Genomic DNA, 25,072 nt, shown 5'->3' with positions numbered 1-25,072 from the left:
ATGATGTACGCGGCGGGAATACGCCGTGGCCGGTCTCCGCCACGGCGGCTGGGGAAGTGCACGTCCGGGGAGGGGTCTGGGTGCTGGGAGCGATAGGTCTCGACGAGAGACAGGAGTCGGCGTACCGCGCGCTGGTCGCGCTCGGGGCAGCGGAGGTCACCGATCTCGCCCACCGTCTCGCTCTGCCGGAGACGGACACCGAGCGCGCGCTGCGCCGACTGGAGCAACAGGGGCTGGCGGCGCAGTCGTCGGCCCGCACCGGCCGCTGGGTGGCGGCCCCACCAGGCGTCGCGCTCGGCGCGCTGCTGACCCAGCAACGGCACGAGCTGGACCGGGCGGAGCTGGCGGCGGCACTTCTCGCCGACGAGTACCGCGCCGAGGCCACCGAGCCCGCCGTGCACGACCTGGTCGAGGTGGTGACGGGCGCGAGCGCCATCGCGCACCGTTTCCTACAGCTCCAACTGGGCGCGGCCGAGGAGGTCTGCGCCCTGGTCACCGGCGATCCGATGGCCATCTCCGCCACGGACAACGAGGCCGAGGAGAAGGCGGCACAGCGCGGAGTGACGTACCGCGTGGTCATCGAGCGGGCGGTGCTCGCGGCGCCCGCGGGCATCACCGAGCTGACCGCGGCGCTGGGCCGTGAGGAGCAGGTACGGGCGGTGGACCGGGTGCCGACCAAGCTTGTCGTCGCCGACCGCGCCCTGGCGATGCTGCCGCTGACGGCGCGCGGGGCGGAGCCCGCGGCGCTCGTCGTCCATGCGAGCGGGCTGCTGGAGTCGCTGATGGGCCTGTTCGAGGCGGTGTGGCGGGAGGCGCTGCCGCTGCGGCTGCGGCTCGGAGCGGGCGGCGGGGTTTCGGAGGAGGACGCGCCGGGGCCCGACGCCACGGATCTGGAGATCCTTTCGCTGCTGCTCGCCGGGATGACGGACGCGAGCGTGGCCAAGCAGCTGGACCTCGGACTGCGGACCGTACAGCGCCGTGTGAAGGGGCTGATGGAGCTGACCGGCGTGACGACCCGGATGCAGCTCGGCTGGCAGGCGTACGCGAAGGGCTGGGTGGCTCGCGACCTGCGGTAGTGATCCCGATCCTGCACCCTTGGCAGATGGGCGTGTGGCAGCTCCTGATGGTCGGCCTGGTGATGCTGCTGGGCCTGTTCGGGGTACTCGTCCCCGGCGTGCCGGGACGCTGGCTGATATGGGCCGCCATCCTGTGGTGGTCGATGAACGTGAAGTCCGGTCTGGCCTGGGCGTTGCTGGTGGCCTCGACGGTGGTGCTGCTGATCGACCAGGTAGTGGTGTGGCAGCTGCCGCCGCGCCGGCCGCGTGGGGTGGGGGTGACCCGGCGCATGGTGGTGTGGGCGGGCGCGGGGGCGCTCATCGGTTTCATCCTGGTGCCCGTCGTGGGCGCGATACCGGGATTCATCGGGGGGATCTACGCCTCCGAGCGGCAGCGGCTCGGCGGGCACGGACCGGCGGTGGCCTCCACCCGGGCGGTGATGCGGGCGGTGGGGACGAGTGTGCTGGTGGAGCTGTTCGCCTGTCTGCTGGTCGTGGGGGCGTGGCTGGGCGTGGTGATCTCGGGCTGACGGCCGAGCCCCTCCTCTGCACCGGCGCGCTGAACACCGTGCAGATAGAGAGATACACATCGGATCTCTTCCGCTGTATTGACTGCCTCCCGCCGCGTCCCTACCTTCCGTCGAGGGATAGCTCGGATGAATTGACATGTCTGCGTACGAGCCGCCGGGAGGCGACATGGCCACTGCATCAGACCCGTCCAGGGACCCGTCCAGGAGATCCGTTCTTGCCACGGGCACGGCGATCGGCGGAGCGCTGGTGGTGGGCGCCGCCGGAACGATCCCCGCACAGGCCGCGCCCTCGTCCGCTCTCGTCGGGGCAGCCTCCCTCACCGCGCCCGAGGACTCCTGGCGCACGGTCCTCGACGACGCCGACCTCGTCTGGCAGAAGATGCCGAAGACTTGGTACGAGGGCCCGTATCTCGGCAATGGCTGCCTCGGCTCCGGCATCTACGCCGAGCCCGGGGGCAAGAACGCCGTCCGCTTCAATGTCCAGCACTCCGAAGTCCAGGACCACCGTCCGCAGTTCGGCTCCCTCTTCGGCCTCGCCCGGCTGCCCATCGGCCACTTCACTCTGGAGCCCGTCGGCACCATCACCGGTCTCGACTGGCGGCTGCGGCTGCGCGACGCCGAACTCACCGGCACCCTCACCACCACGGCGGGCACCCTGCGCGTGCGCGCCTTCGTGCACACCACAACGTCCGTACTCGCCGTCGAGATCACGCCGAGTGAGGGCGAGAAGGACTTCCGCTGGGTCTTCCACCCGGCCGATGCCATCAGTCCGCGCGCCGCCTTCCGTCCGCTGCCCGACGGGTACACCGGCAACCCGCCCCCCGTCGTCGAGCGGCACGGCGAACTGACCGCCGCCGTCCAGCCGTTGCTCGCGGGCGGCCAGCATGTCACCGCCTGGCGCGAGCGCGTCCGGAACAGCGCACGGACGCTGTACGTCTCCGTCGCGCACTCGTTCCCGAAGACGACCGCCCGCGACCGGGCGCTGCGTACGGTGCGGGGCGCGTCCTCGGTTCCGTACGACGTACTCGCCCGCCCCCACCGCACCTGGTGGGAGCGCTTCTACCGCAAGAGCTTCCTGTCGCTGCCCGACGCGCGGCTGCAGCGGTTCTACTGGATCCAGCTGTACAAGACGGCAGCGGCGGCCCGGCGCGACGCCCCCGTCATGGCGACCTGCGGCCCCTGGCTGGAGTCCACGCCCTGGCCCAACACCTGGTGGAACCTCAACGTCCAGCTGGAGTACTGGCTGATCCACGGTTCGAACCATCTCGAACTCGACGCCGTATCAAGGGCCTTGGGTGAATTCCGGGACCAGCTGACCGCCGAGGTCGCCGCCCCCTACCGCGGCGACTCCGCGGGCATCCCCCGCACCACCGACACCCGCCTGGTCAACGGCGGCGCCACCCCGAACGGCAACGGCTACGGCGTCGGCATCCCCGGCCAGAACCCGCCCACCCCCGAGGTCGGCAACCTGACCTGGGCGCTGCACAACGTCTGGCTGACCTACCGTCACACCATGGACGAGTCGCTGCTGCGCGACCTCCTCTTCCCGCTGCTGCGCAAGGCGGTCAACTACTACCTGCACTTCCTCGACCCCGGCCCGGACGGCAAGCTGCATCTGCCGCCGACGTTCTCGCCGGAGTACGGATTGGACGCCCCGGACTGCAACTACGACCTGATGCTGCTGCGCTGGGGCTGCCGCACGCTCATCGACTCGGCCGCCGAACTGGGCATCTCCGATCCGCTGGAGCCCCGTTGGCAGGAGGTCCTGGCCAAGCTCGTCCCGTATCCCGTGGACGCCAACGGCTACATGATCGGCGCCGGGGTCCCCTTCGCGAAGTCGCACCGCCACTACTCGCATCTCCTCGCGGTCTACCCGCTGTACGAGATCACCGGCCGTACGCCGCAGGAGCGCGCCCTGATCGAGAAGTCGCTCAGCCACTGGGTCAGCTTCGAAGGGGCGCTGCAGGGATATACGTTCACGGGCGCGGCGTCCATGTCCGCGCTGCTTGGCAAGGGCGAGGACGCACTGAAGTATCTGGGCGAGCTGATGACCCGCTTCATCCAGGCCAACACCATGTACAAGGAGTCGGGCCCGGTCATCGAGACCCCGCTCTCGGCGGCGCAGTCGCTGCACGACATGGTGTGCCAGTCGTGGGGCGGGGTGATCCGGGTCTTCCCGGCGCTGCCGGCGGCGTGGCGGGAACTGGTCGTGCACGACTTCCGTACACAGGGGGCGTTCCTGCTCAGCGCGGTACGCGAGGCGGGCAGGACCCGCTGGATCCGGATCACGAGCGAGGCGGGCGCGCCCTGCGTCGTACGACACGGCATCGAGGGCGAGATCGAGGTCCGCGACGGGCGAGGCGGTCGGCTGCGATGGGAGGAGGCGGGGGACGGCGCGATCCACATCCGGCTGCGGAAGGGCGAATCGGCGCTGATCACGGCGCGGGGGGACCGTCCGGACCTCCGCATCCGCCCGGTGAAGCCGAACGCGCCGGCCCCGGCGTGGGGGCTGCCGGCCCGACCGGCGTGAACCTGACCGGCGTGAAACCGGGCTGAGGTCCTAGGACTCGCCTAGGTCCCGCATCCGATGCGGCAGACGAGGTACGCGTGTGAGGCTGCTATTCATGACCGAATTCAGCGAAGCCGAGCGCGCGTACCTCTCGTCCCAGCGGCTGGGCCGGCTGGCGACCGTCGACCATAAGGGTCAGCCGCAGGCGAACCCGGTCGGCTTTTTCCCGCAGGACGACGGGACGATCCTGATCGGCGGCTATGCCCTGGGCACGACGAAGAAGTGGCGCAACCTGAAGGCGAACCCGAAGGTGGCGCTGGTTGTCGACGACATTGTGAGCTTCCGCCCGTGGAAGGTACGCGGAGTGGACATCCGGGGCGAGGCGGAACTCCTGACGGGGCCGCACGAGTTGGGGCCGCACTTCAGCGAGGAGCTGATTCGTATCCACCCGAGGAAGATTCACAGCTGGGGCCTGGAGGAGTAGGGGCCTTTCGCCACCCCGCCCCTTCCCGTAACTGGGGCTCCGCCCCAGACCCCGTACGGCCTTCGGCCGTGTCCTCAATCTCCCCCAGACTTCGTCCGGGGGACCCCCAACGGGCTTGAATTTCCCGCCGGTCGGCCTGAAAAATCAGGCCGACCGGCGGAACTTCAAGTCCGCCCGGGCGAAAATCAAGCCCCGCCGGCGATTGAGGCGCGAGGCCTGAGCCCCGGGCCCGACCCCGGGCTCGGGGCTCGGGGCCGAGCCCCGAAAATCAGCGCACGCGGCCGCGCTTCGCCCGCATCGCCGCGCGGCCCTCCGCGCCCTTCTGCTTCCAGTCGCGCAGAATCTCCGCCCGCACCCTCGCGTCCGTCTTCGCGACGATGCGCTGGTTCTCCCGCAGTAGCTTGCGGTAGCTCTCCAGCCGCCGCTCCGGCAGCGAACCGTCCTCGATCGCGGCGAGCACCGCGCATCCCGGCTCCGCATCGTGCGCGCAGTCGTGGAAGCGGCACCCCTCGGCGAGTTCCTCGATCTCCGAGAAGACCTGGCCCACACCGGCCTCCGCGTCCCACAGCCCGACCCCCCGCAGCCCCGGGGTGTCGATGAGCACGCCCCCGCCGGGCAGGGCGAGGAGGTTGCGGGTCGTCGTGGTGTGCCGGCCCTTGCCGTCGACGTCGCGGGTGGCCTGAACATCCATCACGTCCTCGCCGAGCAGCGCGTTGGCGAGCGTCGACTTGCCCGCGCCGGACGCCCCGAGCAGCACGCTCGTACCGCCCGACACGACTGCCGCGAGCACCTCGACACCCTCACCGGTCGCCGAACTGACGGGCAGCACCTGCACTCCCGGCGCGGTCGTCTCCACGTCCTGGACAAGGTACGAAAGCCCGGTCACATCCGGTACGAGGTCCGCCTTGGTGAGGACGACCAGCGGCTGCGCCCCGCTCTCCCACGCCAGCGCGAGGAACCGCTCGATCCGCCCGAGGTCGAGCTCGACGGCGAGCGAGACCGCGATGATCGCGTGGTCGACGTTGGCGGCGAGGATCTGCCCCTCGGAGCGGTTCGACGAGGTGGAACGTACAAAGGCGGTACGGCGCGGCAGATACGTCCGTACGAAGCGGGGATCGCCGTCCCGGTCGACGGCGCCCCAGTCACCGGTGCAGACGACCCGCAGCGGATCGTGCGGCGTCACGAACGCGGTGTCGGCGCGGACCAGCCCGTCGGCGGTGACGACATCGCACTGGCCACGGTCGACCCGTACGACCCGGCCGGGCAGCAGCCCCTGCTCGGCGTACGGAGCGAACTCCGCCTCCCAGCCCTCATCCCAGCCGTAGGAGGCGAGGGCGTGCTGGGCATCAGAAGTGGAAGAGGTGTTGAGCGAAGCGTGGAACAAGGGGAACCCTTCGAAGGGTGGCCCCGGCGGCGCGCTCGGCGCGCGGAAGATGTGTGGGTGTCAGCCGGAGACCACAGGGGTGGAAACGATGATGAACTCCTGAATGCGGGCAGCGCCCGTCACCGTGACAGTCATCAATGTCCTCACCTCCTGCTTCCTCAACGAACCAACGCTGTTCCCTCGGGAACGGAACACGACCGTGCCCCGGAACGAAGAGAACCGTAGCCCCACCCCAGGGCACGGCGCCAGCGATTAACTGTCGGGGCTCATGCGTACGAAACCCGCAGCCAGCGGACCGACCTCACGCCGCGAGTCGTACAGCGTTCTGCGCGAGGTCCAACAAAACAGCGCCTCTGTGTGTCGACCAGCTGACGCGAGTCGGTTCCGCTGGTCTCGCTTCATCGTTCGGTAGACCACGTTGGACAGACGTCGTTTGAGGACCCTTCGAGCCTCGGTGGGTGTCTTTCTCTCGGCGATATTGCGCAGGCATATCCCTGGCCGCGGCCCGCCGTCACGGATCTGGCAAATGGCGATGATGTGCAGGGCTGAGATGCAGCCGGGACCGCGGGGCCGCAGCTGGGGTCCGGTCATGCGGTGGTCAACGCGCACTTGCCTCGGTCGGCCTTCATCGGGCCGGCGGGGGTGGGCCGGACGTCGAAGTCGAACATGGCGGTGGGTACGTACAGCGAGCAGCAGGCGTTGGGTATGTCGACGATGCCGCTGATACGTCCCTCTATGGGGGAGGAGCCGAGCAGCAGGTAGGCCTGCTCTCCGCTGTAGCCGAACTTCTTGAAGTACTCGACGGCGTTGAGGCAGGCCCGGCGGTAGGCCAGCGTCGCGTCCAAGTAGAAGTTGGTGTCCGTGTCGTGGTCGACGGAGATCCCGATGAACCTACGTAGAGGTAGGTGAAGCCGAACAGATAGTTACCGGATGCCGCCAGGATCCTGGTGGGGTCACCAGCGGCGGCGAAGATGAGGTAGGTCGGCGTCAGTACCTGCAGTGCGCCTACGAAAAGATTGAACACCCCTGCCGCCCGGGCATCGACCCTTTCCGAGCAACAGCATTCCGCTGATGAAGAGCACCGCACCGACAAAGAGCAGTCCCACGTTGCGCCTGGGGGACGGAATCGTCGAAACCCGCCTGAGACGTTCTGCCTTGACGACCACCGTCCTCAGGGACGCGGCAACCGCGAGAGCGCGGGATGCGGGTGCCTTGGCACCCTCCTGCGTGGCGGCACTTCGGAGACCACTGCCGGGGCCTCACGGGCCCGCTCCTCCCGGCCATGGAGGGCGGCGACCGCGTGCGAGGTCAGCGTAAGGCCGGGCGAGGAGTACACACGTCTCGCGGCGCCTGCACAAAGAGGGCAGCCGTAATTTCTGGGCGCCGTCCCGATCGCCAGCTTCACGTCGAAAAGCCCACAGCGGCTGCATAGATATTCATAGGTTGCCATCAGCAGCCTCCGGATGCCGGTGGACGCTGGCCAACCCGAGTGTGTGCGGCACGCCCCGATAAGCGTGCGCCACAACCCATTTCGTCTCTTCAAGAGACGTCTTGTAAATCCACGTGTCAAGTCCCGGACGGCTGGGCCCGTCCTTTGTCAGAACGCCCCGACGGCGAGCCCCGACGCTGCTGCCTGTGATGTTGATCAGCCAGGTGCCGCGCGGGAACATGCCCGGGCTTCGGTACTGCACGTACTGGTCGAGTACGTAGCGCGACTGCCCCGGCCGCGGCCGCCGCAGCGACGGCGAGCAGGGTGATCACCGTACCCACCAACCGTATCGGCGGGCGCGGCCGCGCCGCGTGGCGATCCGTGCCCGCCGGGCCGGCCCCAGCCTCCCGACCGCCAGGCCCAGAACGGTTGCGGCCAGGCCGGCGAAGAGACTGCCGAAGACGTTGAACGGCGCGGCAGTGTAATGGCCGTGGCCCAGAAGGCGATCGGTGCCGACCATCCAGGTCGAGAAGGTCGAGAAGGTGGTGAACGAGCCGAGGAGCGAGACGGCGGCGAACGGCCGCACGTTCCAGGCCCAGCGCGTAGCGGGCCGTCCCGCCCAGGAGGCCGCCCAGCGCGACAGCCGCCAGGACGCCCCGGTGCAGACGGGCGCGGAACGGCTCGCGTGATCGTGCGGGCCCACCATCCGGTTCGGGCACCCGAGCTCCTGCCGCAGGCCTCATTGGAATGGCCGTATCCCTATCCACTAGCACAGCTCCCCCATTGTCGCCGGGGATTGCAGCGCCGATGCCCACTCGACTAAAATTCAAGATCATCGGTGCCCGACCGGTTCAAGGTGCCCGGCCGGTTTACCGGAGCAGTGGCCCCCACCGATGGAGGACGGCCATGGCAAAGATTCTTGCGGTGCTCTATCCGGACCCCGTGGGCGGTTACCCCCCCGATTACGCCCGCGACGAGATTCCCAGCATCACCGGCTATCCGGGCGGTCAGACCGCGCCGACCCCGCAAGCCATCGATTTCACCCCGGGTCAGCTCCTCGGCAGTGTCTCGGGCGAGCTGGGACTGCGCCGGTTCCTGGAGGACCGGGGGCACACCTTTGTCGTCACCTCCGACAAGGAAGGGGCGGACTCGACCCTGGACCGCGAGCTTCCCGGCGCCGACGTGGTGATCTCGCAGCCCTTCTGGCCCGCCTATCTGACCTCCGAGCGGATCGCCGCGGCTCCCCGGCTCAGGCTCGCGATCACCGCGGGAATCGGGTCGGACCACGTCGACCTGCCGAGCGCCATCGCCCACGGCATGACGGTGGCGGAGGTGACCTACAGCAACAGCATCAGTGTGTCCGAACACGCCGTCATGCAGATCCTCACCCTGGTGCACAGCTACATGCCCGCCCATGACTGGGTGACCGCCAAGAAGGGCTGGAACATCGCCGACAGCGTCTCGCGCGCCTACGACCTCGAAGGCATGGACGTCGGCGTCCTCGGCTCCGGCCGTATCGGCCAGGCGGTACTGCGCCGCCTCAAGCCGTTCGACGTCACGCTGCATTACTGCGACGTGCACCGGCTGCCCAAGGAGGTCGAGGAGGAGCTGGAGCTGACCTGGCATCCCGACGCCCGTTCGCTGGCCTCCTCCGTCGATGTGCTGTCGATCCACACTCCGCTGCATCCACAGACGGAGAACCTCTTCGACGACGAGCTGATCGGGGCCATGAAGCGCGGTTCGTACATCGTCAACACCGCACGGGCACTTATCGTCAACCGGGACGCCGTGGTGCGGGCCCTCAACAGCGGCCAACTGGCCGGTTACGCCGGTGACGTCTGGTACCCGCAGCCACCACCGCCCGACCATCCCTGGCGCACCATGCCGTACGAGGCGATGACGCCGCACGTGTCCGGTACGACCCTCTCGGCGCAGGCACGCTACGCGGCCGGTACGCGGGAGATCCTGGAGTGCTGGCTCGACGGGCGCCCCATCCGCCCGGAGTACCTGATCGTCGAAGGCGGTGGGCTCGCCGGGACGGGAGCAAGCTCCTACACGGTCGCCGGATAGCCGACACAAACGGGGATGACGTCCGGCGGACAAGAAATCAGCTGAAGATTCAACAGAAGATCCACCACCCCGGCTGCGAGCCGATTTCACGCACAATTTGCGGGACGGGCACGGGCGAGGCCTTTAGCGTCCGTAAATAGGTTGTTCTTTTCACTATGCGGAGATACCGGCGCCGCGTGTCTCGTAAGAAAAAACCAAGGCGAACGCCGGGAAGGTGGATCAGTGAGCTCTTTCAACGTGGCCACGGATCGGGTGAGGGCTACCGACGAAATGCGTTGACCTGTGGTTCTGCGGATCGCGCCAGTGGCGATCCCCCTGTCGAGTCGCAGCATTCCCTGAGGACGGGGGCTGAGGGGGTGCCGTGGCACCCCCTCAGCCGGGGCTGTGGGTCATGCCTCAGCTCGTCGTGTACCAGAAGACCGACGGCTACGGGGTCACCAGGTTGAAGACCGGGTAGATCTTCGGCTCCACCTCCGGAGCACCGGCCTCCCGCAAAAGCGGCAGGACGACTTCACTGAACCGGTGGAACGCCTCCTCGGACTCCCAGACGTCGGCGACGTACCAGCCATCGGGAGTGGGGGCGGAGGTGTGCGAGATGAGGCCGGGTACGGGCCAGTCCGCGGGCTTCTTGACCAGGCCACGGTCGCGGTTCACCTTGTTGGAGACCTGTTCGTACTGGGCCTGGGTCATGCCGGGTTGGTCGAAGATCGCGATGATTGCCACGCTGGGCTCCCTTGCGCGCAAGTTTGCAGAGTCAGGCCCAGCCGACCATCTCGGGCAGCCGGCCGCACCTCCGGCTGCGCCGTACGGACGGACGGCTCGAAGCTGTCCACGCCGCTCAAGCCCTTTAGGGGCAGCACGCCCCCCTTTCGTCACCCAGTACCCGCGCATTTCGTCGGTGACCCGGTGAGGGGGTCGGTGTCCGCAACGCACGACGCTCCCGTGCCGTTGAGGGAGGTGTTCGAAGTCTCAACTCACCGGCGCAGGAGCCTCGTTGGTTTCCAATCCTGCCGCACTCGACCTGCCCCATGCCCTGGTCGAGTGGGTCACCATGCTCATCGTCACCCGCGAGGGTGACCGCCGCTGCAAGCTCCCGCCGCACCAGCGTGCCCTGGTCGGCCTGGTGTACCTGCGACGGCACGACCCTCTTGCGCAGATCGCGGCCGGTTTCGGTATCGCCGTCGGCACCGCCCACGCCTACACGGCAGCCGTCATTGACCTGCTTGCCGAGCGCGCACCCGGCTTGCTGCGTGCCCTGCGTGAAGCCGACCCCGACTACGTCCTGCTGGACGGCACCCTGGCGGAGTGCGACCGGGTCGGCGACGGCCGGGCCGACTACTCCCACAAGCACCGTCGGCACGGGGTGAACGTGCAAGTGGTGACCGATCCGGCCGGGCGGCTGCTGTGGATCTCGCCCGCCCTGCCTGGCCGCACGCACGACCTGACCGCGGCCCGTACCCACCGGATCATCCGGATCTGCGAACGCCAGGGCATCCCGGTGCTCGCCGACCGCGCCTACCTGGGGGCAGGGCCGTGGGTGACGACACCCGTCAGGCGCCCACCCGGCCGCGGGTTGCCGCCGACCCAGCAAACGGTCAACCGCGCATCCTCGGTGGCACGGGCACCGGTGGAGCGGGGCGTGGCCCGTCTGAAGTCCTGGCACATCTTCCGCAAAGCCCGGTGCAGCCCGAATCGAATGTCGTCAATCGCCGCGGCCGTCCGCACCCTGGAGCGGCAACGCTGAAAGAGCTCAATGAGCATGGACGCAGTGTGGGTCCGGGGCGTGACCAGCATTGAGATGCACCACGTGACCGACCTTCAGGATGCCGGCAGGTTTTTGGGCAACGCAGCGATGGCACTGCGGGCCGCGCACGTAAGGACCGGCGCCGACCGGTACTCCGGCATCTCCGCCGAGCTGAAGGCTCTGGTGGAGCGAGTGCGGGAGCTGGAGGACGAGGCGCGGTCGAGCATGCACGAACTGCACTCCACCGACCCCGAGCGGTTCGTCCGCTGCCGGGACGGCCACGAGCCGTGGCCCGGCGAGATCCCGGCAGGATTCATCCCGCGCCACACCTGCAAGGACGAGTGCCCGCGAGGTCCTCGACGCCATCATGCAGTGCACCTGCGGCCTGGCCGCCGTGCCGGGCCTGTGAGATCGGCGGGAAGCTCTGACGAGCCCCGTGGCTCCCGTAGCCGAGCCGGATCGAAACACCACCTGATCACCGACGGTCATGGCACCCCACTCGCGGTGATCCGGACTGACTGTAACCACAACGACGTCACCCGATCACCCCATCTCGACGGGGGCCCGTACCAGCGAGCCGTACTCGGTCCAGGAGCCGTCGTAGTTCTTGACGTCCGGGTAGCCAAGCAGTTCGTGGAGGGCGAACCACGTGTGCGACGAGCGCTCACCGATACGGCAGTAGGCGATGATCTCGCGGTCGGACGTGATGCCCTTCCGCGCGTAGAGCGCCTTCAGCTCGTCGGCCGACTTGAACGTCCCGTCGTCGTTGGCCGCCTGCGCCCAGGGGACGTTGGCCGCGCCGGGGATGTGGCCGGGCACCTGTGCCTGCTCCTGCGGCAGGTGAGGGGGCGCCAGCTTCTCGCCCCGATACTCTTCCGGGGACCGTACGTCGACCAGGCGAGCGGCGGACCCCACCTTCTCCAGCACTTCGCCGCGCAGCGCGCGGAACTGCGGGTTCTCCTCCCCCGCCACCCTGAAGCCGGTGTGCCGGCGGTCCATGACCTCCTGGGTCATCTCCCGGCCTTCCAGCTCCCACTTCTTGCGCCCGCCGTCGAGCAGCTTCACCTTGCCGAAGCCGCGCAGCCGCAGGATCCAGTAGGCGTACGCCGCAAACCAGTTGTTGTTGCCCCCGTAGAGGACCACGGTGGTGTCGTCCTCCACGCCGGCCGCGGCCAGAAGCCGCCCGAGCGCGGCGCGGTCCAGGTAGTCCCGGCCCACGGCGGTGTGCAGGTCCCTGGTCCAATTCCAGCCGACGGAGCCGGGGATGTGGTCATTTTCGTATGCGGTGGTGTCCTCGTCCACGTCGATGACGCGCACCGTTCCGTCGTCGAGGTGGGCGGCCAGCCACTCGGTGTCCACCAGCGTCTCCGGATGTGCGTAGCCACTGCTGCCCATGATCTTCTCCTCACTCACATGAGTGCCATCAGGTCCTGCACGCCACCGCTGACCACCGCCGTCACGGGCATGCCGGCCTGGTCGAGCAGGCTCGCTGCGATGATCGCCCGGCGACCGCTTCCGCAGACTGTCCATATCTCGCGGTCCCTGGGGATCTCGTCGAGCCGCCCGGGCAGTTCGGCGAGGGGCACGCCGAGCGTGCCCGGAATTCCGCCCTCCGGACGTATGGGCCGAACGTCGAGCACCCGCACCTCGGCGATGTGCGCGGCCAGCTCGGACACGTCCGCAGTACCGAAGGCACGAAGCGGGCGGCCGTCGGCCTGCCAGGCGTAGATGCCTCCCTCCAGGTAGCCCGCGACGTTCTCGTATCCGATCCGCAGCAGCTGGGTCATCGCCTCGTCGGCCGCCTCCTCCTCTGCCGGCTCCGGCAGCACCAGCACCATGCGTGTGCCGAACGGCACAACCTCGCCGATCAGGCTCGCGAAGCGGTCGTCCAGCTCGTCGCAGAGCGACCCGGGCACATGGGCTGCGGCGAAGGTTCCGCGGTCACGCCCGTCGACGATCTGCGCCCCTCCCGCGGCCATTCCTTGCGCCATGCCCGGCGTCAGCGGCCCAAGAGCGGGCGGACCACCGAGTACACCCGGTCCGAACCGGTTGATCGGTGCCATGTACTGGTAGTAGGCGGGGTACGGCGCCATGCCGGACAGCCGTTGGCTGATGAACTCCTCCTCGTCCTGGGTGGTCAGTGCGGGGTTGGTGCGCCGCTCGGCGCCCACGGTGGTGGTCCTGTCCTGCGACACCGGTCCGGCCGCACAGGAGCTGCCCGCTCCGTGCGTCGGCAGCACCCGGGTGGCGTCCGGCAGCAGCGACAGTCGCCTCAGCGAACGGAATTGCGCCCGGGCGAGCTCTTCGGTGTGGTCGTCACCGGACAGGTCGGTACGGCCGGCGCCGCCGACCAGCAGGCTGCCTCCGGTGAAGACGGCTGTCGGCACCGGCTGGGTGTCTTCGAAGACGAGGTACGACGTGTGCTCAACCGTATGCCCGGGTGTCTCCATCGCCCGGACGATCACGTCTCCGACGGCGATCTCGTCGTTCTCCGCCAGCGGCAGGTGGTCGAAGGCGTACGGCGCCCGTGCCGGGCCGGCCACCGTGGCGCCGGTCGCCGCGCGGACCTCCAGCGCGCCGGAGACGTAGTCGTTGTGCACATGCGTCTCCAGGGCGTACCGGATCCGCACCCCCCTGGAGGTACAGGACTCCATCAGCTCCCAGCTGTCCCGCTGGGGGTCGACCAGCGCGGCCTCGTCTCCGCTGACGAGGAGGTAGCTGGTGTCACCGAGTGATGCGGTGGTGATGATCTCGATCTCGTTCATGCCGTCACCCTGCTCCGCCTTCGTTCCCCAGGCGTTCCCTGTTCGTCCGCGGCACGACTCGGGTGCCCGGGCCGTGGCGCAGAGCTCCGGGGGATTGCCGATGCGGGCGCGGGTTATTTCAAGGCTACGTCCGGAGGCCGACGGCCCGATGTGGCCCAGCGGCATGCCCGCAGCGGGGCGAAAATTTCGTCCCGCGGAAAGCGAGGCAGGCCCTTGACTAGAACAGAATGGGGAGGAAACTGGTCAATACACCGGACAACCGGAAAGAGCCGCAATGCCTATGGAGACGTCCATAGGTGGCGTGACCCTATTCTCGGCTCTGGCCAGGCCCCCGGCGGAATCTGTCGGTATCGGAGCCAGCAGCGACGACTGAGACTCACGGCATCGACAAGGACTTGCCGGGGACTGTCGTGTCCGCAGCTATGCCGCGGCCCTCGCGCGGTCGAGGGCGCCCCGGTCACCGGTGCTGATGACCCGCAGCGGATCGCGCGGCGTCACGACCGCGGAGCAGGCTCCACAGGAACCCGTACTCCCCCACCCCAGGCAGGGCCGCCCGCTCGCGACGCTCCGTGCGGCACAGCTCGTGTCCGCGTGCCGGGGCCGGTGCTCACTGCTGGTCCCCGCACGTCACCCTCACGCGTGGTCCGGGTGGCGCTGCCGCGTGCGCGGGTGCTTGCTGGTCCTAGTCGTCCTCGGATCGGGTGACGCAGGGACAGGGAGAGGAGCGAACGGCCGCCCATGGAGACGAGACATCAGTCGTTGCGCACTCCACGAGCCGCGGGTCTGGTAGGGATCATCTTCGCCCTATTGCTGGCCGGCGCCATCATTCTGGTCCGCCTGGCGATACCGGACGAGCCGAGCAACGGGGGCAGCAACTGGTTCATCGATCCCTCGCGTCGGCGCACGGTTCAGACGGCGCTCGACCTCATCCCATTCGCGGGCATCTTCTTCCTGTGGTTCATGGGCGCTGTGCGCGCACGTATCGGAGAAGCGGAAGACAAGTTCATCGCCACTGTATTCATGGGCAGCGGTCTGCTGTTCGTGGCGACTCTTTTCGGGGCCTCGGCAGCAGCCGGAAGCCTGCTGGCCACGGCTGATGGGTCCGGGGCCGGCTCCAACGAGCAACTGTCGTCATTCGGCCAGCACTTCACCTACAGCCTTCTGACGACCTACTCGATGCGCATGGCCGCGGTATTCGTCTTCTCGACCTCCTCCATCGGGCACCGGCTCGGAGTTCTTCCGCGCTGGCTTTCCCTCCTGGGCTATCTCGTCGCCCTGACACTGCTCCTCGTGACGGACAGCATCGCCTGGTCCGAGCTGGTCTTCCCGCTGTGGGCGCTGATTGTCAGCATCCACATTCTTGTGGCCAGCTTCCGCCCACGGCCCGCACCAGGTGTCTCTTCATGACGAGCCATTTCCCGAGCGTTATCGACCGATAACTCCTTTGGCCTGCTGTGCTCGCGGAAGCACAACAACGCTCGCATGCTGGGGCAGGGGACTACTGAAAGGGCGGCCCCTTGATGAGGCTTGTCGTCGATCTCAACCGGTGCCAGGGGTACGCGCAGTGCGCCTTCCTCGCACCCGATGTATTCGCCATGCACGGCGACGAGGCGCTGTTGTACAACCCGCACGCCGACGACGCACAGCGCGAGCACGTGGCACGCGCCGCCGCGTCGTGTCCGGTCCAGGCCATCTTGGTGGACGACCTGGGCGATGGGGCCGGCACGGTGAAGGGGGGCCTGTCCAGTGGCCAGTGACGGGTTCTTGGAATGGATGAGGCGCGAGGGGCGGATCGTGATCGTGGGCGCCTCCCTCGCCGGCCTCCGGGCCGCGGAGACCCTACGGGAGGAGGGCTTCACCGGTTCACTGACGCTGATCGGCGACGAGCCCCACGAACCGTACGACCGGCCGCCGCTCTCCAAGCAGGTCCTGCTGGGCAAGGCGACCGCCGATCGCACCGCACTGCCCCGGCGTATGGCGATCGACGCAAACTGGCGGCTCGGTGTCGCCGCAACCGGGCTGGACATGGCGGCCAAACGGGTGCGCCTGGCCGACGGCGACGAGGTGGAGTACGACCGGCTGCTGATCGCGACCGGCGTTCATGCCCGGCCATGGCCGCATGAGGCAGAAGCCGACCTGGAGGGGGTCTTCGTACTGCGTACGCGCGACGACGCGGCCGGTCTGCACCGGCGGCTGATGGCCGCGCCGCGCCGGGTGCTCGTCATCGGCGCCGGCTTCACCGGCTCGGAGATCGCATCCGCCTGCCGCGAGCGCGGGCTGCCGGTCACTGTCGTCGAACGCGCAGCCGCGCCTCTCGTGGGCGCGCTCGGCGGCGTCGTCGGCCAGGCGGCCGCAGAGCTGCAACGCGAACACGGCGTGGACCTGCGCTGCGGAATCATGGTCACGGGGTTGGAGGGCGACTCGGCAGGACGCCTGCGGAGCGCCCACCTGTCCGACGGCACCACCATCGACGCGGATATCGCGGTGGTCTCGCTCGGCGCGACGCGCAACACCGCGTGGCTGGCGGATTCCGGACTCGGCGCCGGTCCGCGCGGAATCGCCTGCGACGCCGGATGCCGCGCCTTTGACGTCCGGGGCATCGTGACCGACGACATCTTCGTCGCCGGCGACGTGGCACGATCCCCGCACGCGCTCTTCGGGTACCAGTTCCTGTCCCTCGAACACTGGGGCAATGCCGTCGCACAGGCCGAGATCGCGGCGCACAACATGATCAGTGCCAGTTCGGACCGCCGTCCGCACCTGTGGGTGCCGGCCTTCTGGTCCTCCCAATTCGGGGTCAGCATCAAGTCGGTCGGCGTCCCGTCCCTGGGCGAGGAGGTCCTCATCGCCCAAGGGTCACTCGCCGAGCGCCGCTTCACCGGCGTGTACGGATACCAGGGCCGCGTCATCGCCGCCGTCACCTTCGACCAGACGAAGTGGCTGGAGTTCTACCAGCAGCAGATCGAAGCGGCTGCGCCGTTCCCGCCGGCATTCCCCACGGTGGACCGCCGTCCCGAAGGTCTACGGCCGGTCCCGGCCGACTTCCCCGACCCCTCACTGCCCACCCACGGGCCGTCTGTCACCCTCAGCGGCTACTCGCCGACCGACCGGCGGATCACCTTCACCCCTGCCCGAGCCTGACCGCGGCACGGGGAACCCGGAAGCCCGCTGTCCAACGCCCACAAGGACGCCACCATGACGCAAGGCATGCTCCTGCGGCAGATCACCGACCACGCCAACCGTGCCGACCCCTATCCCCTGTACGCCGAGCTCCGCAAGACGCCGGTGTCCCAGCAGGGAGACGCTCTGTTCGTCGTCAGTACCTACTGGGAGATCAAGAGCCTGCTGCACGATCCGCGGATCAGCTCGGACGCCCGTAACCTCTCCCCCCAGGCCGCCGGCGCACTCCCCCAGCAGGAAGAGGAGACAACGGCTCTGCCGCCCGCCTTCCTGAAGCTCGACCCTCCGGAGCACGACCGGTTGCGCCGTATGACGATGCGCCCGTTCGGACCGCCGCACACACCCCGGCGCGTCCACAACATGCACGGCGAACTCGCCCGGATCGTTTCCGACCTCATCGACGGCTTCGGAGACCGGGACCAGGTCGACCTCGTCGACAACTTCTCCTACCCCTTCCCCGTGACCGTGATCTGCCGACTGCTCGGGATTCCACGCGAGGACGAGGCACGCTTCCACTCCTGGGCCGACACCATCGCCGCCAGCCTCGACCCGGACCCGGACCAGGACCCCGGCGAGCGGCTCCGCGTCACCCAGCAAGCCCGCACCGAACTGGGCATGTACCTGTCGGGGCTCATCGACGAACGTCGCGGCGCACCCGGCGACGACATGCTCTCCGCGCTGGTCACCGACCATGGCCCGGACGGGCAGATGACCCCGTTGGAGGTGCTCAGCACTGCTGCCCTGCTCCTGATCGCCGGCCACGAGACCACGGTCAACCTCATCACCAACGGCATGCTCACCCTGCTGCGCAACCCGGACGTTCTCAAGCGGCTGCGGGACGAACCCCGCCTGGCCGTACCGCTCGTGGAAGAACTCCTGCGCTTCGAGCCCCCCGTGCAGCTGCTTCCACAGCGCACCACCCTCGCGGACATCGACATCGCCGGCACCACCATCCCCAAGGGCGCCTCCGTCTGGCTCGTCCTGGCCTCCGGCAACCGGGACCCGCAACGGTTTCTCGACCCCGACCGGTTCGACCCCGACCGGAAGGACAACCAGCACCTCGGCTTCGGCAGCGGTATCCACAACTGCTTCGGCGCGCCCCTCGCCCGCCTGGAGGCACAACTCGCCCTGACCGAGCTCGCCCGCAGGCTCGACAACCCCCGCCTGCTGGAGGACCCACCCCCCTACCGCCAGAACGCCGTCCTGCGCGGACCCCGCCACCTGAACATCGCGTTCGACGGCTTCCGTGCCTAGCGAAGCTCCGTGGGGCGAATAGCTGTTATCGCGGAGCCTCCTTCATCGTCTCCTGTGCGACCCCGCCGCCCGAGTGGGCGGCGGGGTCGCCGTCGCGATGTCCGACGACGACCCCGGCGCCCCACCGAACCGCGCGGCCCACGATCACACCGCGGCAATTCGCGCCTCAGCGGTTGGCGGGGCTCGGCCCACACCCCCCTGAGCACCGCCCGGGCCGAGGCGCAGTTGGCCCAGTCGGGGGGACGTGAGCGGCCATTCGCGCACAGTAGGTATCCATCCGCTCACTCCATGTGGCGAGCGCGGATGATCGCCCATAGCTTCGCCTCATGACGAAACGACAGATCAGATGCCTCGCATGCATCTCAGTAATCATGGTCACCGGACTGGGCGCGGCGGCACCGTCCACCGGACCGGTCAGGCACACGGTGTATCCGGGCGAATCGATTCAGGCGGCGGTCGACGCCGCGGCGCCGGGAGACACGATTTTCCTCTACCCCGGCACCTACCGCGAGAGCGTGCTCATCACCAAGGCGGACTTGACCCTGCGCGGGTCCGGCAGGAGCACGGTCATCATGCCGGGACCCGCTGCCACGCCGGCCACCAACACCTGTGCACAGAGCGGCAACGGCATCTGTGTGATGGGTACGGCGGCCAAGACCGTCGACGGGGTCAGCATCCGCTCGCTCACCCTCTCGGGCTTCAAGAAGAACGCCATCTGGGCGTCCGGCACCGACCGGCTGACGGTCAGGCGGGTGCTCGCCGAGAAGAACGGCATCTGGGGCATCGCTCAGCAGAAGTCCACCCGGGGTGTGTTCCGTGGCAACGTCGCCCGGGACAACGGAGACGCCGGCATCTTCATCGCCAACACGGTCGAGGAGGAGGGCGGGGCGACCGACACCATGGGTGCGGTGGTCGCGGACAACGTGCTGATCGGGAACCGGATCGGAGTCACCGTCAGGCGGGTCCGTAACCTCACCGTCCGCGGCAATGCCATGACCGAGAACTGCGCCGGCGTGTTCGTCGTGGGCGACGAGTCGAAGCCCGCGGCCGGCGCGATGACCGTACGCGGCAACATGATCTACAAGAACAACAAGTTCTGCGCCGCCACCCCGCGCCTGCCCGCCATTCAGGGCTCCGGCATCGTCCTCACCGGTTCCGAGGCGACCGTCGTCCGCTCGAACCAGATCCTGAACAACGTGGGCTCCACGCCGCTCTCCGGCGGAATCGTGCTGTTCAAGAGCTTCGTGGGCGCCCAGAACACCGCCAACGTCATCCGGAACAACCAGGTGCAGGGCAACAAGACGGCGGACCTGGTCAACCAGGACGGGGGAACGGCCAACACATTCCTCAACAATGTGTGCCGGGAATCCGCCCCCGCAGGGATGTGCTGACCGGTGTTCCCCGACACCCGGAGAATCGAGGCGGTATGACTACCGTTACCCCCAGACCAGCGTCAACCTTCGAGTCCACTCCCCAGTCGGCCATGCGCATGCGGGAGCTCGTCTTCGGAGCGGCATGCGCCGCTGCCGTGCGTGCGGCGGCCCGGCTGGGTGTGGCCGACGCACTCGGTGACGCGCCGGCGACCGCGGAGGAACTCGCGGCCGCGCTGAACACCGAACCGCAGCCCCTGCGCCGGCTCCTGCGCGCCCTGTCCTGTTACGGCGTCTTCGTCGAGACCGAGGACGGGACGTTCGCCCATACGGACATGTCCTGCATGCTGCGCGAGGACGCCCCCAACAGCCTGCGGTACATCGCCCTGTGGTGCACGGAGCCGTGGACCTGGGACGCGTGGCCGCGGCTCGACGACGCGGTGCGTTCGGGCAAGAGCATCTTCCACGAGCTGTACGGCAAGGGGTTCTTCGAGTATCTGCACCAGGACGCGCACGAGTCGGCCCATGTCTTCAACCGGGCCATGACCACCTCCAGCGTGCAGTCCGCGCTGGAGGTCGCGGAGCTCCTCGACCTGACCGGGATCCGTGTGGTCGCGGACATCGGGGGCGGCCAGGGGCATGTGCTGGCGAGTCTGCTCGAGAAGCATCCGGACGTCCGGGGCACCCTGCTCGATCTGCCCGACGTGGTGGCGAAGGCGGACCCCCGGCTGCGGGCCGGCGGCTCACTGGCGGAGCGGGTGCGCATCGTTCCCGGGGACTGCCGGGAGGACATCCCGGTCGAGGCCGATCTCTACATCGTCAAGAACATCCTGGAGTGGGACGACGAGAGCACACTCAGGACGCTGGGGAACATCGTCACGGTGGCCCGCCCGGGCGCCAGGGTCGTCGTCATCGAGAATCTCGTCGACGACACTCCCTCGATGAGGTTCACGACGGCGATGGACCTGCTTCTGCTCCTCAATGTCGGAGGTGCGAAGCACACCAAGGCAAGCCTGGTGGACAGGATGACGGAGGCGGGCCTGCTCGTCGGCGAGATCCGTCCGGTGAACGCGTATCTCCATGCGTTCGAGGGCGCCGTGCCCGAGTGACTCCCCGCGGCACACTCCTACGGCGCAATTGCCCCGGGCCCGGCACAGAGCCGGGCCCGGGGCAATTGTTGTGTCAGGCCGCTCCGTCACGCTCCCACCGGTAGAACTGGCGGGCCATCGCGTCCTTGGGGGTGCGCCAGGTCTCCGGGTCGTACGGGCTGACGAAGGCCGTGAGCCGGTCGCTGATGTCCCGGAACGCCGGATGGTCCGTCACCTTCGCGATCTCGGGGCCGGGGGGCCGCTCGGATTCGATCAGGTGCAGATACACATCGCCGAACTGGAACAGGCTGCGCCGCGCGACCCCGACGAGGTGCGGCAGTTCGCCGTTGTCGGACGCCTCGAACAGCCTGGCGATGTCCGGGGCGGACTCCGGCGCCATACGGGCGACGATCAGGGCTTGGTGCATCGGGGAGCTCCCTTTCTCTCTCAGGTCCCTTGCCCGGGGTTCAGTTGGCGGTGACCGAGGCGGTGCGGCTCTCGCGGTCGCGCTGCTCGATCTTGTCCCGGATGAGTTCCATCTGGACGCGGGAGTTGCGGTTGATGTTGTCGGTCATCCAGTCGTCGTCGACCGGGGCGTCCGGCTTCATCGCGAAGTCCTGCGTCCAGTGCATGCGCGTGCCGCCCGGGACCTCCGAGTACTCCCAGAGGATGTCCATGAACTGGAAGGGCCCGGTCTCGACGCGGCGGGCCCGTACCTTGCGGCCCTTGCGGTCGGTCGTACGCTCCGAGACCCAGCTCCAGACCGTGCCGTTGTCGTCGGGGTGCATGGTCAGGCGGAAGGTCGTGGTGCTGCCCTCCCGGGAGAGGATCTCGACCGACGCGTACTCGCTGAACAGTTGGGGCCAGTTCTCGATGTCGTTGGTCACCTCCCAGACGAGGTCCAGGGGGGCGGCGACGGTGATCTCGTTCTCGGTGTGTCCGGGCACTTCAGGCTCCAGTCATGAGGGTGTTGTTGACGAGGTCCACGAACTCCTGGGGGGTCTTGCAGCGGTCCGCGTCAGGGGGCAGCGGACGACCGTGCCGGTTCTCCAGCTCGCCGACGATGCCGAGCAGGCCCAGCGAGTCGAGGCCGAACTCGTCGAAGCGGGCCTCGGGCCGGCTCGCCAGGTCGACGGGGTCGACGGTGAGTCCGGCGCCCTTCTTCATCAGGGCGGCGAGTTCTTCGATGGTCAGTCGATCGGACATGGGGGCTTCTCCTTCTCACGAGGGGGTGTCGGTGGCCCTGCGCAGCAACAGCGCCGCGTTCGAGCCCATCAGCCCGCGGCTCAGCACCAGCGCAGTCCGCAGCTGCGCGGGGCGGGCCTTGCCCGTGACGACGTCGAGGTCGTGGCACACGTCGAAGACGTTGGGCGTGGGCGGTACGAGGCCGTGCTCCATGGCCAGCACCGCGGCGGCCGTGTCGAGCACGGGGCCTCCGCAGTAGGCCCGTCCGGTACCGGTCTTGGGTGCCGTGACCGGTACGCGCCGGCCGTGTGTGCCCAGCGCGTCGGCGATCGCCAGCGCCTCGGCCCGGTCGGCCTCCGGCACGCCGAGCGCGTCCGCGAAGACCACGTCGACGTCCTCGGGCGCGCACTGGGCCTCCGCCAGCGCACCGCGGATCGCGTGGGCCAGACCCTCCCGGGACTGCTCCCACTGGGAAGGCCCGGTGAAGGTGGCCGCGTGCCCTGCCACCAGGGCGCGCGGCCGGGCGCCTCGGCGGCGGGCCGCCGCCGCCTCCTCGACCACGAGCATCGCTCCGCCTTCGGCGGGGACGAAGCCACAGGCGTCGGAGGTGAAGGGCCGGTAGGCGCGCGTCGGGTCCTCACAGGTGCTCAGGTCCTCGTACCCGAGCTGGCAGACGACCGAGTACGGCGCGAGCGGGGCTTCCGCGGCGCCGACGACGACGGCGTCGGTGCCGCGTCGTACCGCCCTTGCGGCGTGCGCGAACGCGTCGAGTCCACCAGCTTCGTCGCTGGCGACGACGCCGCAGGGTCCCTTGAAGCCGGCGCGGATGGATATCTGGCCGGTGCTGGCCGCGTAGAACCAGGCGATGGACTGGTACGGGCCGACGAAGCGGGAGCCCTGTCCCCACAGCCGCTGCAGTTCACGCTGTCCGAATTCGCCGCCGCCGGACCCGGCGGCGGTCACCACACCGACGGCGAAGGGTGAGCCTTCGTAGTCGGCGCGGCCGAGCCGGGCGTCGTCGAGTGCGAGATCGGCCGCGGCCATCGCGAAGTGCGTGAAGCGGTCGGTCTGGACGAGGTAGCGCTCCTCGATCAGCGCACCGGGGTCGAAGTCGCGCACCTCCCCCGCCACGCGGAGCGGCAGTTGCTCGCAGCCCTCGCGGGTGACCCGGTCGAGGACGCTGGTGCCCGCCTGGGTCGACTTCCAGAAGACTTCGGTGCCGAACCCGTTGGGGGCGATGACGCCGATGCCTGTGATGACCGTCTGCCGGGCTTCTCCGGAGCTCATCGCGCCCTCCCACTTGGCCGGGTCAGGACGACCGCTGACTGGAATCCGCCGAACCCGCTGCCGACCGAGAGCACGCTGCGCAGCTTCCGGGGGCGGGCGGTGCGCGGCACATAGTCCAGGTCGCATTCGGGGTCGGGGGTCTCGTAGTTCGCCGTCGGCGGCACTACTTGCCGGTCCATGGCGAGGACGCAGGCCACGAGTTCGATCGCTCCGATGGCGCCCAGTGAGTGGCCCACCATGGATTTGATCGAGCTCATGGGCGTCTTGTAGGCGTGGTCGCCCAGGGAGCGTTTCACCGCTGCCGTCTCGTGCCGGTCGTTCTGTTTGGTGCCCGAGCCGTGCGCGTTGACGTAGTCGATCTCGGTGCTGTTGATACGGGAGTGCTCGAGGGCGCTGTTGATCGCCTGGGCCATCTCCAGTCCATCGGGGGTCAGTCCCGTCATGTGGTAGGCGTTGCCGAAGGTGGCGTAGCCGCCTATCTCGCAGTACACCCGAGCGCCGCGAGCCCGGGCGTGCTCCAGTTCCTCCAGGACCAGTACGGCGCCGCCCTCGCCCATGACGAACCCGTCCCGGTTGGCGTCGAACGGCCGGGATGCGTGGGCCGGGTCGTCGTTGTTCGGCGAGGTCGCCTTGATCGCGTCGAAGCACGCGACCGTGATCGGGGAGATCGGTGAGTCCGACGCACCCGCGACGCAGACGTCGAGCCGGCCGTCCTGGATGGCGTGGCAGGCGTAGCCGATCGCGTCGAGCCCTGAGGTGCAGCCCGTCGAGACGGTCTGCACCGGGCCGTGGGCACCGACCTGTTCGGCCACCGCTGAGGCGAGGGAGCTCGGCGAGAACGCGCGGTGCAGATGCGGTCCGGCCGGCCGGTGGTCCACGTCCCAGCGCTCGCCCTTGCCGCTGACCGCGACATAGTCGTGCTCCAGGCGGGTGGTTCCACCCACCGCCGTGCCGAGCGAGACCCCCATACGCCAGGGGTCCTTCTTCTCCGGATCGATGCCGGAGTCGCGTATCGCCTCCTCGGCGGCCACCAGCGCGAACTGGATGTACCGGTCCGAGCGCGCCACCTGCTCCCGGTCGAGACCGTGGGCCCCGGGATCGAAGTCGACCTCGGCGGCGATGCGCGAGCGGAAGCCCTCCGGGTTGAAGAGCGTTATGCCGCGCGTCGCCGTACGGCCGTTCGCGAGCAGGTCCCAGAACGCCTGGGCGCCGACTCCGCCGGGGGCGACGATACCGACCCCGGTGACCGCCACCCGCCGGCTCACGAAACGACCCCAGTCCGTTCCGGCGGCCTGCCCTGCTCGGCGCTTCCGGGGTGTCCGGTGTCGGTGTCGTCGGGCCGCTCGTTCTCCTCCGTGTCGACGTGCCCGAGCTCCGGGCGCGGGGCGAGCGGGCCGAGGTGGAAGACCATGCGGGCTTCCACGTCCCCGACGTTACGGAACCGGTGGCGCACGTTCAGGGGGATCAGGAGGCCCTGATCCGGCCGCATCGGGTGCGTCTCACCATCCAGATCCACCTCCAGAAGCCCGTTCACCACGTACACGAACTCCTCGGAGTACGGGTGGTAGTGCTCGCCGATTCGTTCGCCGGGCTGCACGATGGCAAGGCCCATGAATCCACTGGTGGCGCCCACCGCGGTCGGGGTGAGCATGGCGCGCAGGTCGCCTCCGCGCCTGCGGTTGGGCTGGGTTTCGCTGAGGTCCACGATGCGTGGGCGGTGCGTGGTCATGAATGGTTC

Annotated in this window: 25 protein-coding genes and 2 pseudogenes; 13 read left to right on the top strand and 14 right to left on the bottom strand. The window is 68.9% G+C overall.

Translation table 11 applies throughout. The annotated features are described in order from the left end of the window. Nucleotides 1–80 precede the first annotated feature (80 nt). The 4 genes from ACZ3H8_RS01790 (at nt 81) to ACZ3H8_RS01775 (ending at nt 4,578) form a co-directional block, all read left to right on the top strand. Complete coding sequence (locus ACZ3H8_RS01790) at nt 81–1,076, top strand: helix-turn-helix domain-containing protein (RefSeq protein ID WP_467396228.1); 996 nt, start codon at nt 81–83, stop codon at nt 1,074–1,076. A 26-nt stretch (nt 1,077–1,102) separates the two neighbouring features. Beyond that, nucleotides 1,103–1,585 (top strand): DUF456 domain-containing protein, encoded by a 483-nt coding sequence (locus tag ACZ3H8_RS01785; RefSeq protein WP_467396226.1) that lies wholly within the window; start codon nt 1,103–1,105, stop codon nt 1,583–1,585. A gap of 166 nt (nt 1,586–1,751) precedes the next feature. Continuing rightward, nucleotides 1,752–4,115, top strand: coding sequence for a glycosyl hydrolase family 95 catalytic domain-containing protein (locus ACZ3H8_RS01780; RefSeq protein ID WP_467396223.1), 2,364 nt, complete (start codon nt 1,752–1,754; stop codon nt 4,113–4,115). Between the two features lie 94 nt (nt 4,116–4,209). Further along, nucleotides 4,210–4,578: a PPOX class F420-dependent oxidoreductase gene (locus tag ACZ3H8_RS01775; protein ID WP_467396221.1), complete on the top strand. Its 369-nt coding sequence runs from the start codon at nt 4,210–4,212 to the stop codon at nt 4,576–4,578. 268 nt (nt 4,579–4,846) lie between these two features. On the opposite strand, the gene rsgA is transcribed toward ACZ3H8_RS01775, so the two are convergent. The 5 genes and pseudogenes from rsgA to ACZ3H8_RS01750 form a co-directional block, all read right to left on the bottom strand. Further along, the gene (gene rsgA / locus ACZ3H8_RS01770; RefSeq protein WP_467396219.1) at nt 4,847–5,962 is read right to left on the bottom strand and encodes a ribosome small subunit-dependent GTPase A; all 1,116 of its coding nucleotides are present in this window, start codon (nt 5,960–5,962) and stop codon (nt 4,847–4,849) included. A gap of 587 nt (nt 5,963–6,549) precedes the next feature. Further along, nucleotides 6,550–6,852: pseudogene (locus ACZ3H8_RS01765) on the bottom strand (acetamidase/formamidase family protein); the annotation flags it as partial. After that, a pseudogene (locus ACZ3H8_RS01760) lies at nt 6,852–7,026 on the bottom strand (AmiS/UreI family transporter); the annotation flags it as partial. The pseudogenes ACZ3H8_RS01765 and ACZ3H8_RS01760, both read right to left, overlap by 1 nt. A 107-nt stretch (nt 7,027–7,133) precedes the next feature. After that, nucleotides 7,134–7,412, bottom strand: a complete 279-nt coding sequence (locus ACZ3H8_RS01755; RefSeq protein WP_467396217.1) for an FmdB family zinc ribbon protein — start codon at nt 7,410–7,412, stop codon at nt 7,134–7,136. Nucleotides 7,413–7,719: 307 nt separating this feature from the next. Beyond that, on the bottom strand, nt 7,720–7,977 hold the full coding sequence (locus ACZ3H8_RS01750) for a hypothetical protein (protein ID WP_467396215.1): 258 nt from the start codon (nt 7,975–7,977) through the stop codon (nt 7,720–7,722). On the opposite strand from ACZ3H8_RS01750, the gene ACZ3H8_RS01745 reads away from it, so the two are divergent. Both ACZ3H8_RS01745 and ACZ3H8_RS01740 read left to right on the top strand, forming a co-directional pair. Further along, nucleotides 7,901–8,080 carry a hypothetical protein gene (locus ACZ3H8_RS01745; RefSeq protein ID WP_467397980.1) on the top strand — a complete coding sequence of 60 codons (180 nt, stop codon included), beginning with the start codon at nt 7,901–7,903 and terminating at the stop codon, nt 8,078–8,080. The genes ACZ3H8_RS01750 and ACZ3H8_RS01745 overlap by 77 nt on opposite strands. 217 nt (nt 8,081–8,297) lie before the next feature. Further along, a complete protein-coding gene (locus ACZ3H8_RS01740; protein ID WP_467396213.1) occupies nt 8,298–9,461 on the top strand; it encodes an NAD-dependent formate dehydrogenase in 1,164 nt (387 codons plus the stop codon). A 426-nt stretch (nt 9,462–9,887) separates the two neighbouring features. Here the strand turns inward: ACZ3H8_RS01740 and ACZ3H8_RS01735 are convergent, their stop codons facing one another. Next, complete coding sequence (locus ACZ3H8_RS01735) at nt 9,888–10,184, bottom strand: hypothetical protein (protein WP_382728206.1); 297 nt, start codon at nt 10,182–10,184, stop codon at nt 9,888–9,890. Nucleotides 10,185–10,455: 271 nt separating this feature from the next. Between ACZ3H8_RS01735 and ACZ3H8_RS01730 the strand changes: the two genes are divergently transcribed. Next, nucleotides 10,456–11,205: a transposase gene (locus tag ACZ3H8_RS01730; RefSeq protein WP_467396209.1), complete on the top strand. Its 750-nt coding sequence runs from the start codon at nt 10,456–10,458 to the stop codon at nt 11,203–11,205. Nucleotides 11,206–11,748: 543 nt separating this feature from the next. Here ACZ3H8_RS01730 and ACZ3H8_RS01725 read toward each other — a convergent pair. Both ACZ3H8_RS01725 and ACZ3H8_RS01720 read right to left on the bottom strand, forming a co-directional pair. Further along, nucleotides 11,749–12,600, bottom strand: a complete 852-nt coding sequence (locus ACZ3H8_RS01725) for a sulfurtransferase (protein WP_467396207.1) — start codon at nt 12,598–12,600, stop codon at nt 11,749–11,751. 14 nt (nt 12,601–12,614) lie between these two features. Further along, complete coding sequence (locus tag ACZ3H8_RS01720) at nt 12,615–13,970, bottom strand: MBL fold metallo-hydrolase (RefSeq protein WP_467396205.1); 1,356 nt, start codon at nt 13,968–13,970, stop codon at nt 12,615–12,617. Nucleotides 13,971–14,708: 738 nt separating this feature from the next. Between ACZ3H8_RS01720 and ACZ3H8_RS01715 the strand changes: the two genes are divergently transcribed. From ACZ3H8_RS01715 to ACZ3H8_RS01690, 6 genes are all read left to right on the top strand, one after another. Continuing rightward, nucleotides 14,709–15,377: a hypothetical protein gene (locus ACZ3H8_RS01715; RefSeq protein ID WP_467396203.1), complete on the top strand. Its 669-nt coding sequence runs from the start codon at nt 14,709–14,711 to the stop codon at nt 15,375–15,377. A gap of 113 nt (nt 15,378–15,490) precedes the next feature. After that, a complete protein-coding gene (locus tag ACZ3H8_RS01710; RefSeq protein ID WP_467396201.1) occupies nt 15,491–15,727 on the top strand; it encodes a ferredoxin in 237 nt (78 codons plus the stop codon). Between the two features lie 16 nt (nt 15,728–15,743). Then, complete coding sequence (locus tag ACZ3H8_RS01705) at nt 15,744–17,111, top strand: NAD(P)/FAD-dependent oxidoreductase (RefSeq protein ID WP_467396199.1); 1,368 nt, start codon at nt 15,744–15,746, stop codon at nt 17,109–17,111. A gap of 54 nt (nt 17,112–17,165) precedes the next feature. After that, nucleotides 17,166–18,404, top strand: a complete 1,239-nt coding sequence (locus tag ACZ3H8_RS01700; protein ID WP_467396197.1) for a cytochrome P450 — start codon at nt 17,166–17,168, stop codon at nt 18,402–18,404. A 326-nt stretch (nt 18,405–18,730) separates the two neighbouring features. After that, a complete protein-coding gene (locus ACZ3H8_RS01695) occupies nt 18,731–19,795 on the top strand; it encodes a right-handed parallel beta-helix repeat-containing protein (RefSeq protein ID WP_467396195.1) in 1,065 nt (354 codons plus the stop codon). Between the two features lie 35 nt (nt 19,796–19,830). Beyond that, nucleotides 19,831–20,883 carry a methyltransferase gene (locus ACZ3H8_RS01690; protein WP_467396193.1) on the top strand — a complete coding sequence of 351 codons (1,053 nt, stop codon included), beginning with the start codon at nt 19,831–19,833 and terminating at the stop codon, nt 20,881–20,883. A 73-nt stretch (nt 20,884–20,956) separates the two neighbouring features. Here the strand turns inward: ACZ3H8_RS01690 and ACZ3H8_RS01685 are convergent, their stop codons facing one another. From ACZ3H8_RS01685 to ACZ3H8_RS01660, 6 genes are read right to left on the bottom strand one after another with little or no spacing between them, the layout of a single operon-like run. Beyond that, nucleotides 20,957–21,289, bottom strand: coding sequence for a TcmI family type II polyketide cyclase (locus tag ACZ3H8_RS01685; protein ID WP_307660448.1), 333 nt, complete (start codon nt 21,287–21,289; stop codon nt 20,957–20,959). Between the two features lie 40 nt (nt 21,290–21,329). Beyond that, on the bottom strand, nt 21,330–21,809 hold the full coding sequence (locus ACZ3H8_RS01680; protein WP_467396190.1) for an SRPBCC family protein: 480 nt from the start codon (nt 21,807–21,809) through the stop codon (nt 21,330–21,332). A gap of 1 nt (nt 21,810) precedes the next feature. Continuing rightward, nucleotides 21,811–22,068 (bottom strand): acyl carrier protein, encoded by a 258-nt coding sequence (locus tag ACZ3H8_RS01675; protein ID WP_398981457.1) that lies wholly within the window; start codon nt 22,066–22,068, stop codon nt 21,811–21,813. Between the two features lie 15 nt (nt 22,069–22,083). After that, on the bottom strand, nt 22,084–23,334 hold the full coding sequence (locus tag ACZ3H8_RS01670; RefSeq protein ID WP_467396188.1) for a ketosynthase chain-length factor: 1,251 nt from the start codon (nt 23,332–23,334) through the stop codon (nt 22,084–22,086). Continuing rightward, a complete protein-coding gene (locus ACZ3H8_RS01665; RefSeq protein WP_398981453.1) occupies nt 23,331–24,599 on the bottom strand; it encodes a beta-ketoacyl-[acyl-carrier-protein] synthase family protein in 1,269 nt (422 codons plus the stop codon). The genes ACZ3H8_RS01670 and ACZ3H8_RS01665 overlap by 4 nt, the downstream gene beginning before the upstream one ends. Continuing rightward, nucleotides 24,596–25,063 carry a cupin domain-containing protein gene (locus tag ACZ3H8_RS01660; RefSeq protein WP_356229345.1) on the bottom strand — a complete coding sequence of 156 codons (468 nt, stop codon included), beginning with the start codon at nt 25,061–25,063 and terminating at the stop codon, nt 24,596–24,598. Before ACZ3H8_RS01660 ends, ACZ3H8_RS01665 begins: the two co-directional genes overlap by 4 nt. Nucleotides 25,064–25,072: the final 9 nt, after the last annotated feature.

The organism is Streptomyces sp. NPDC002868 (assembly GCF_055563295.1).
This window is presented reverse-complemented; position numbering and strand designations above follow the sequence as displayed.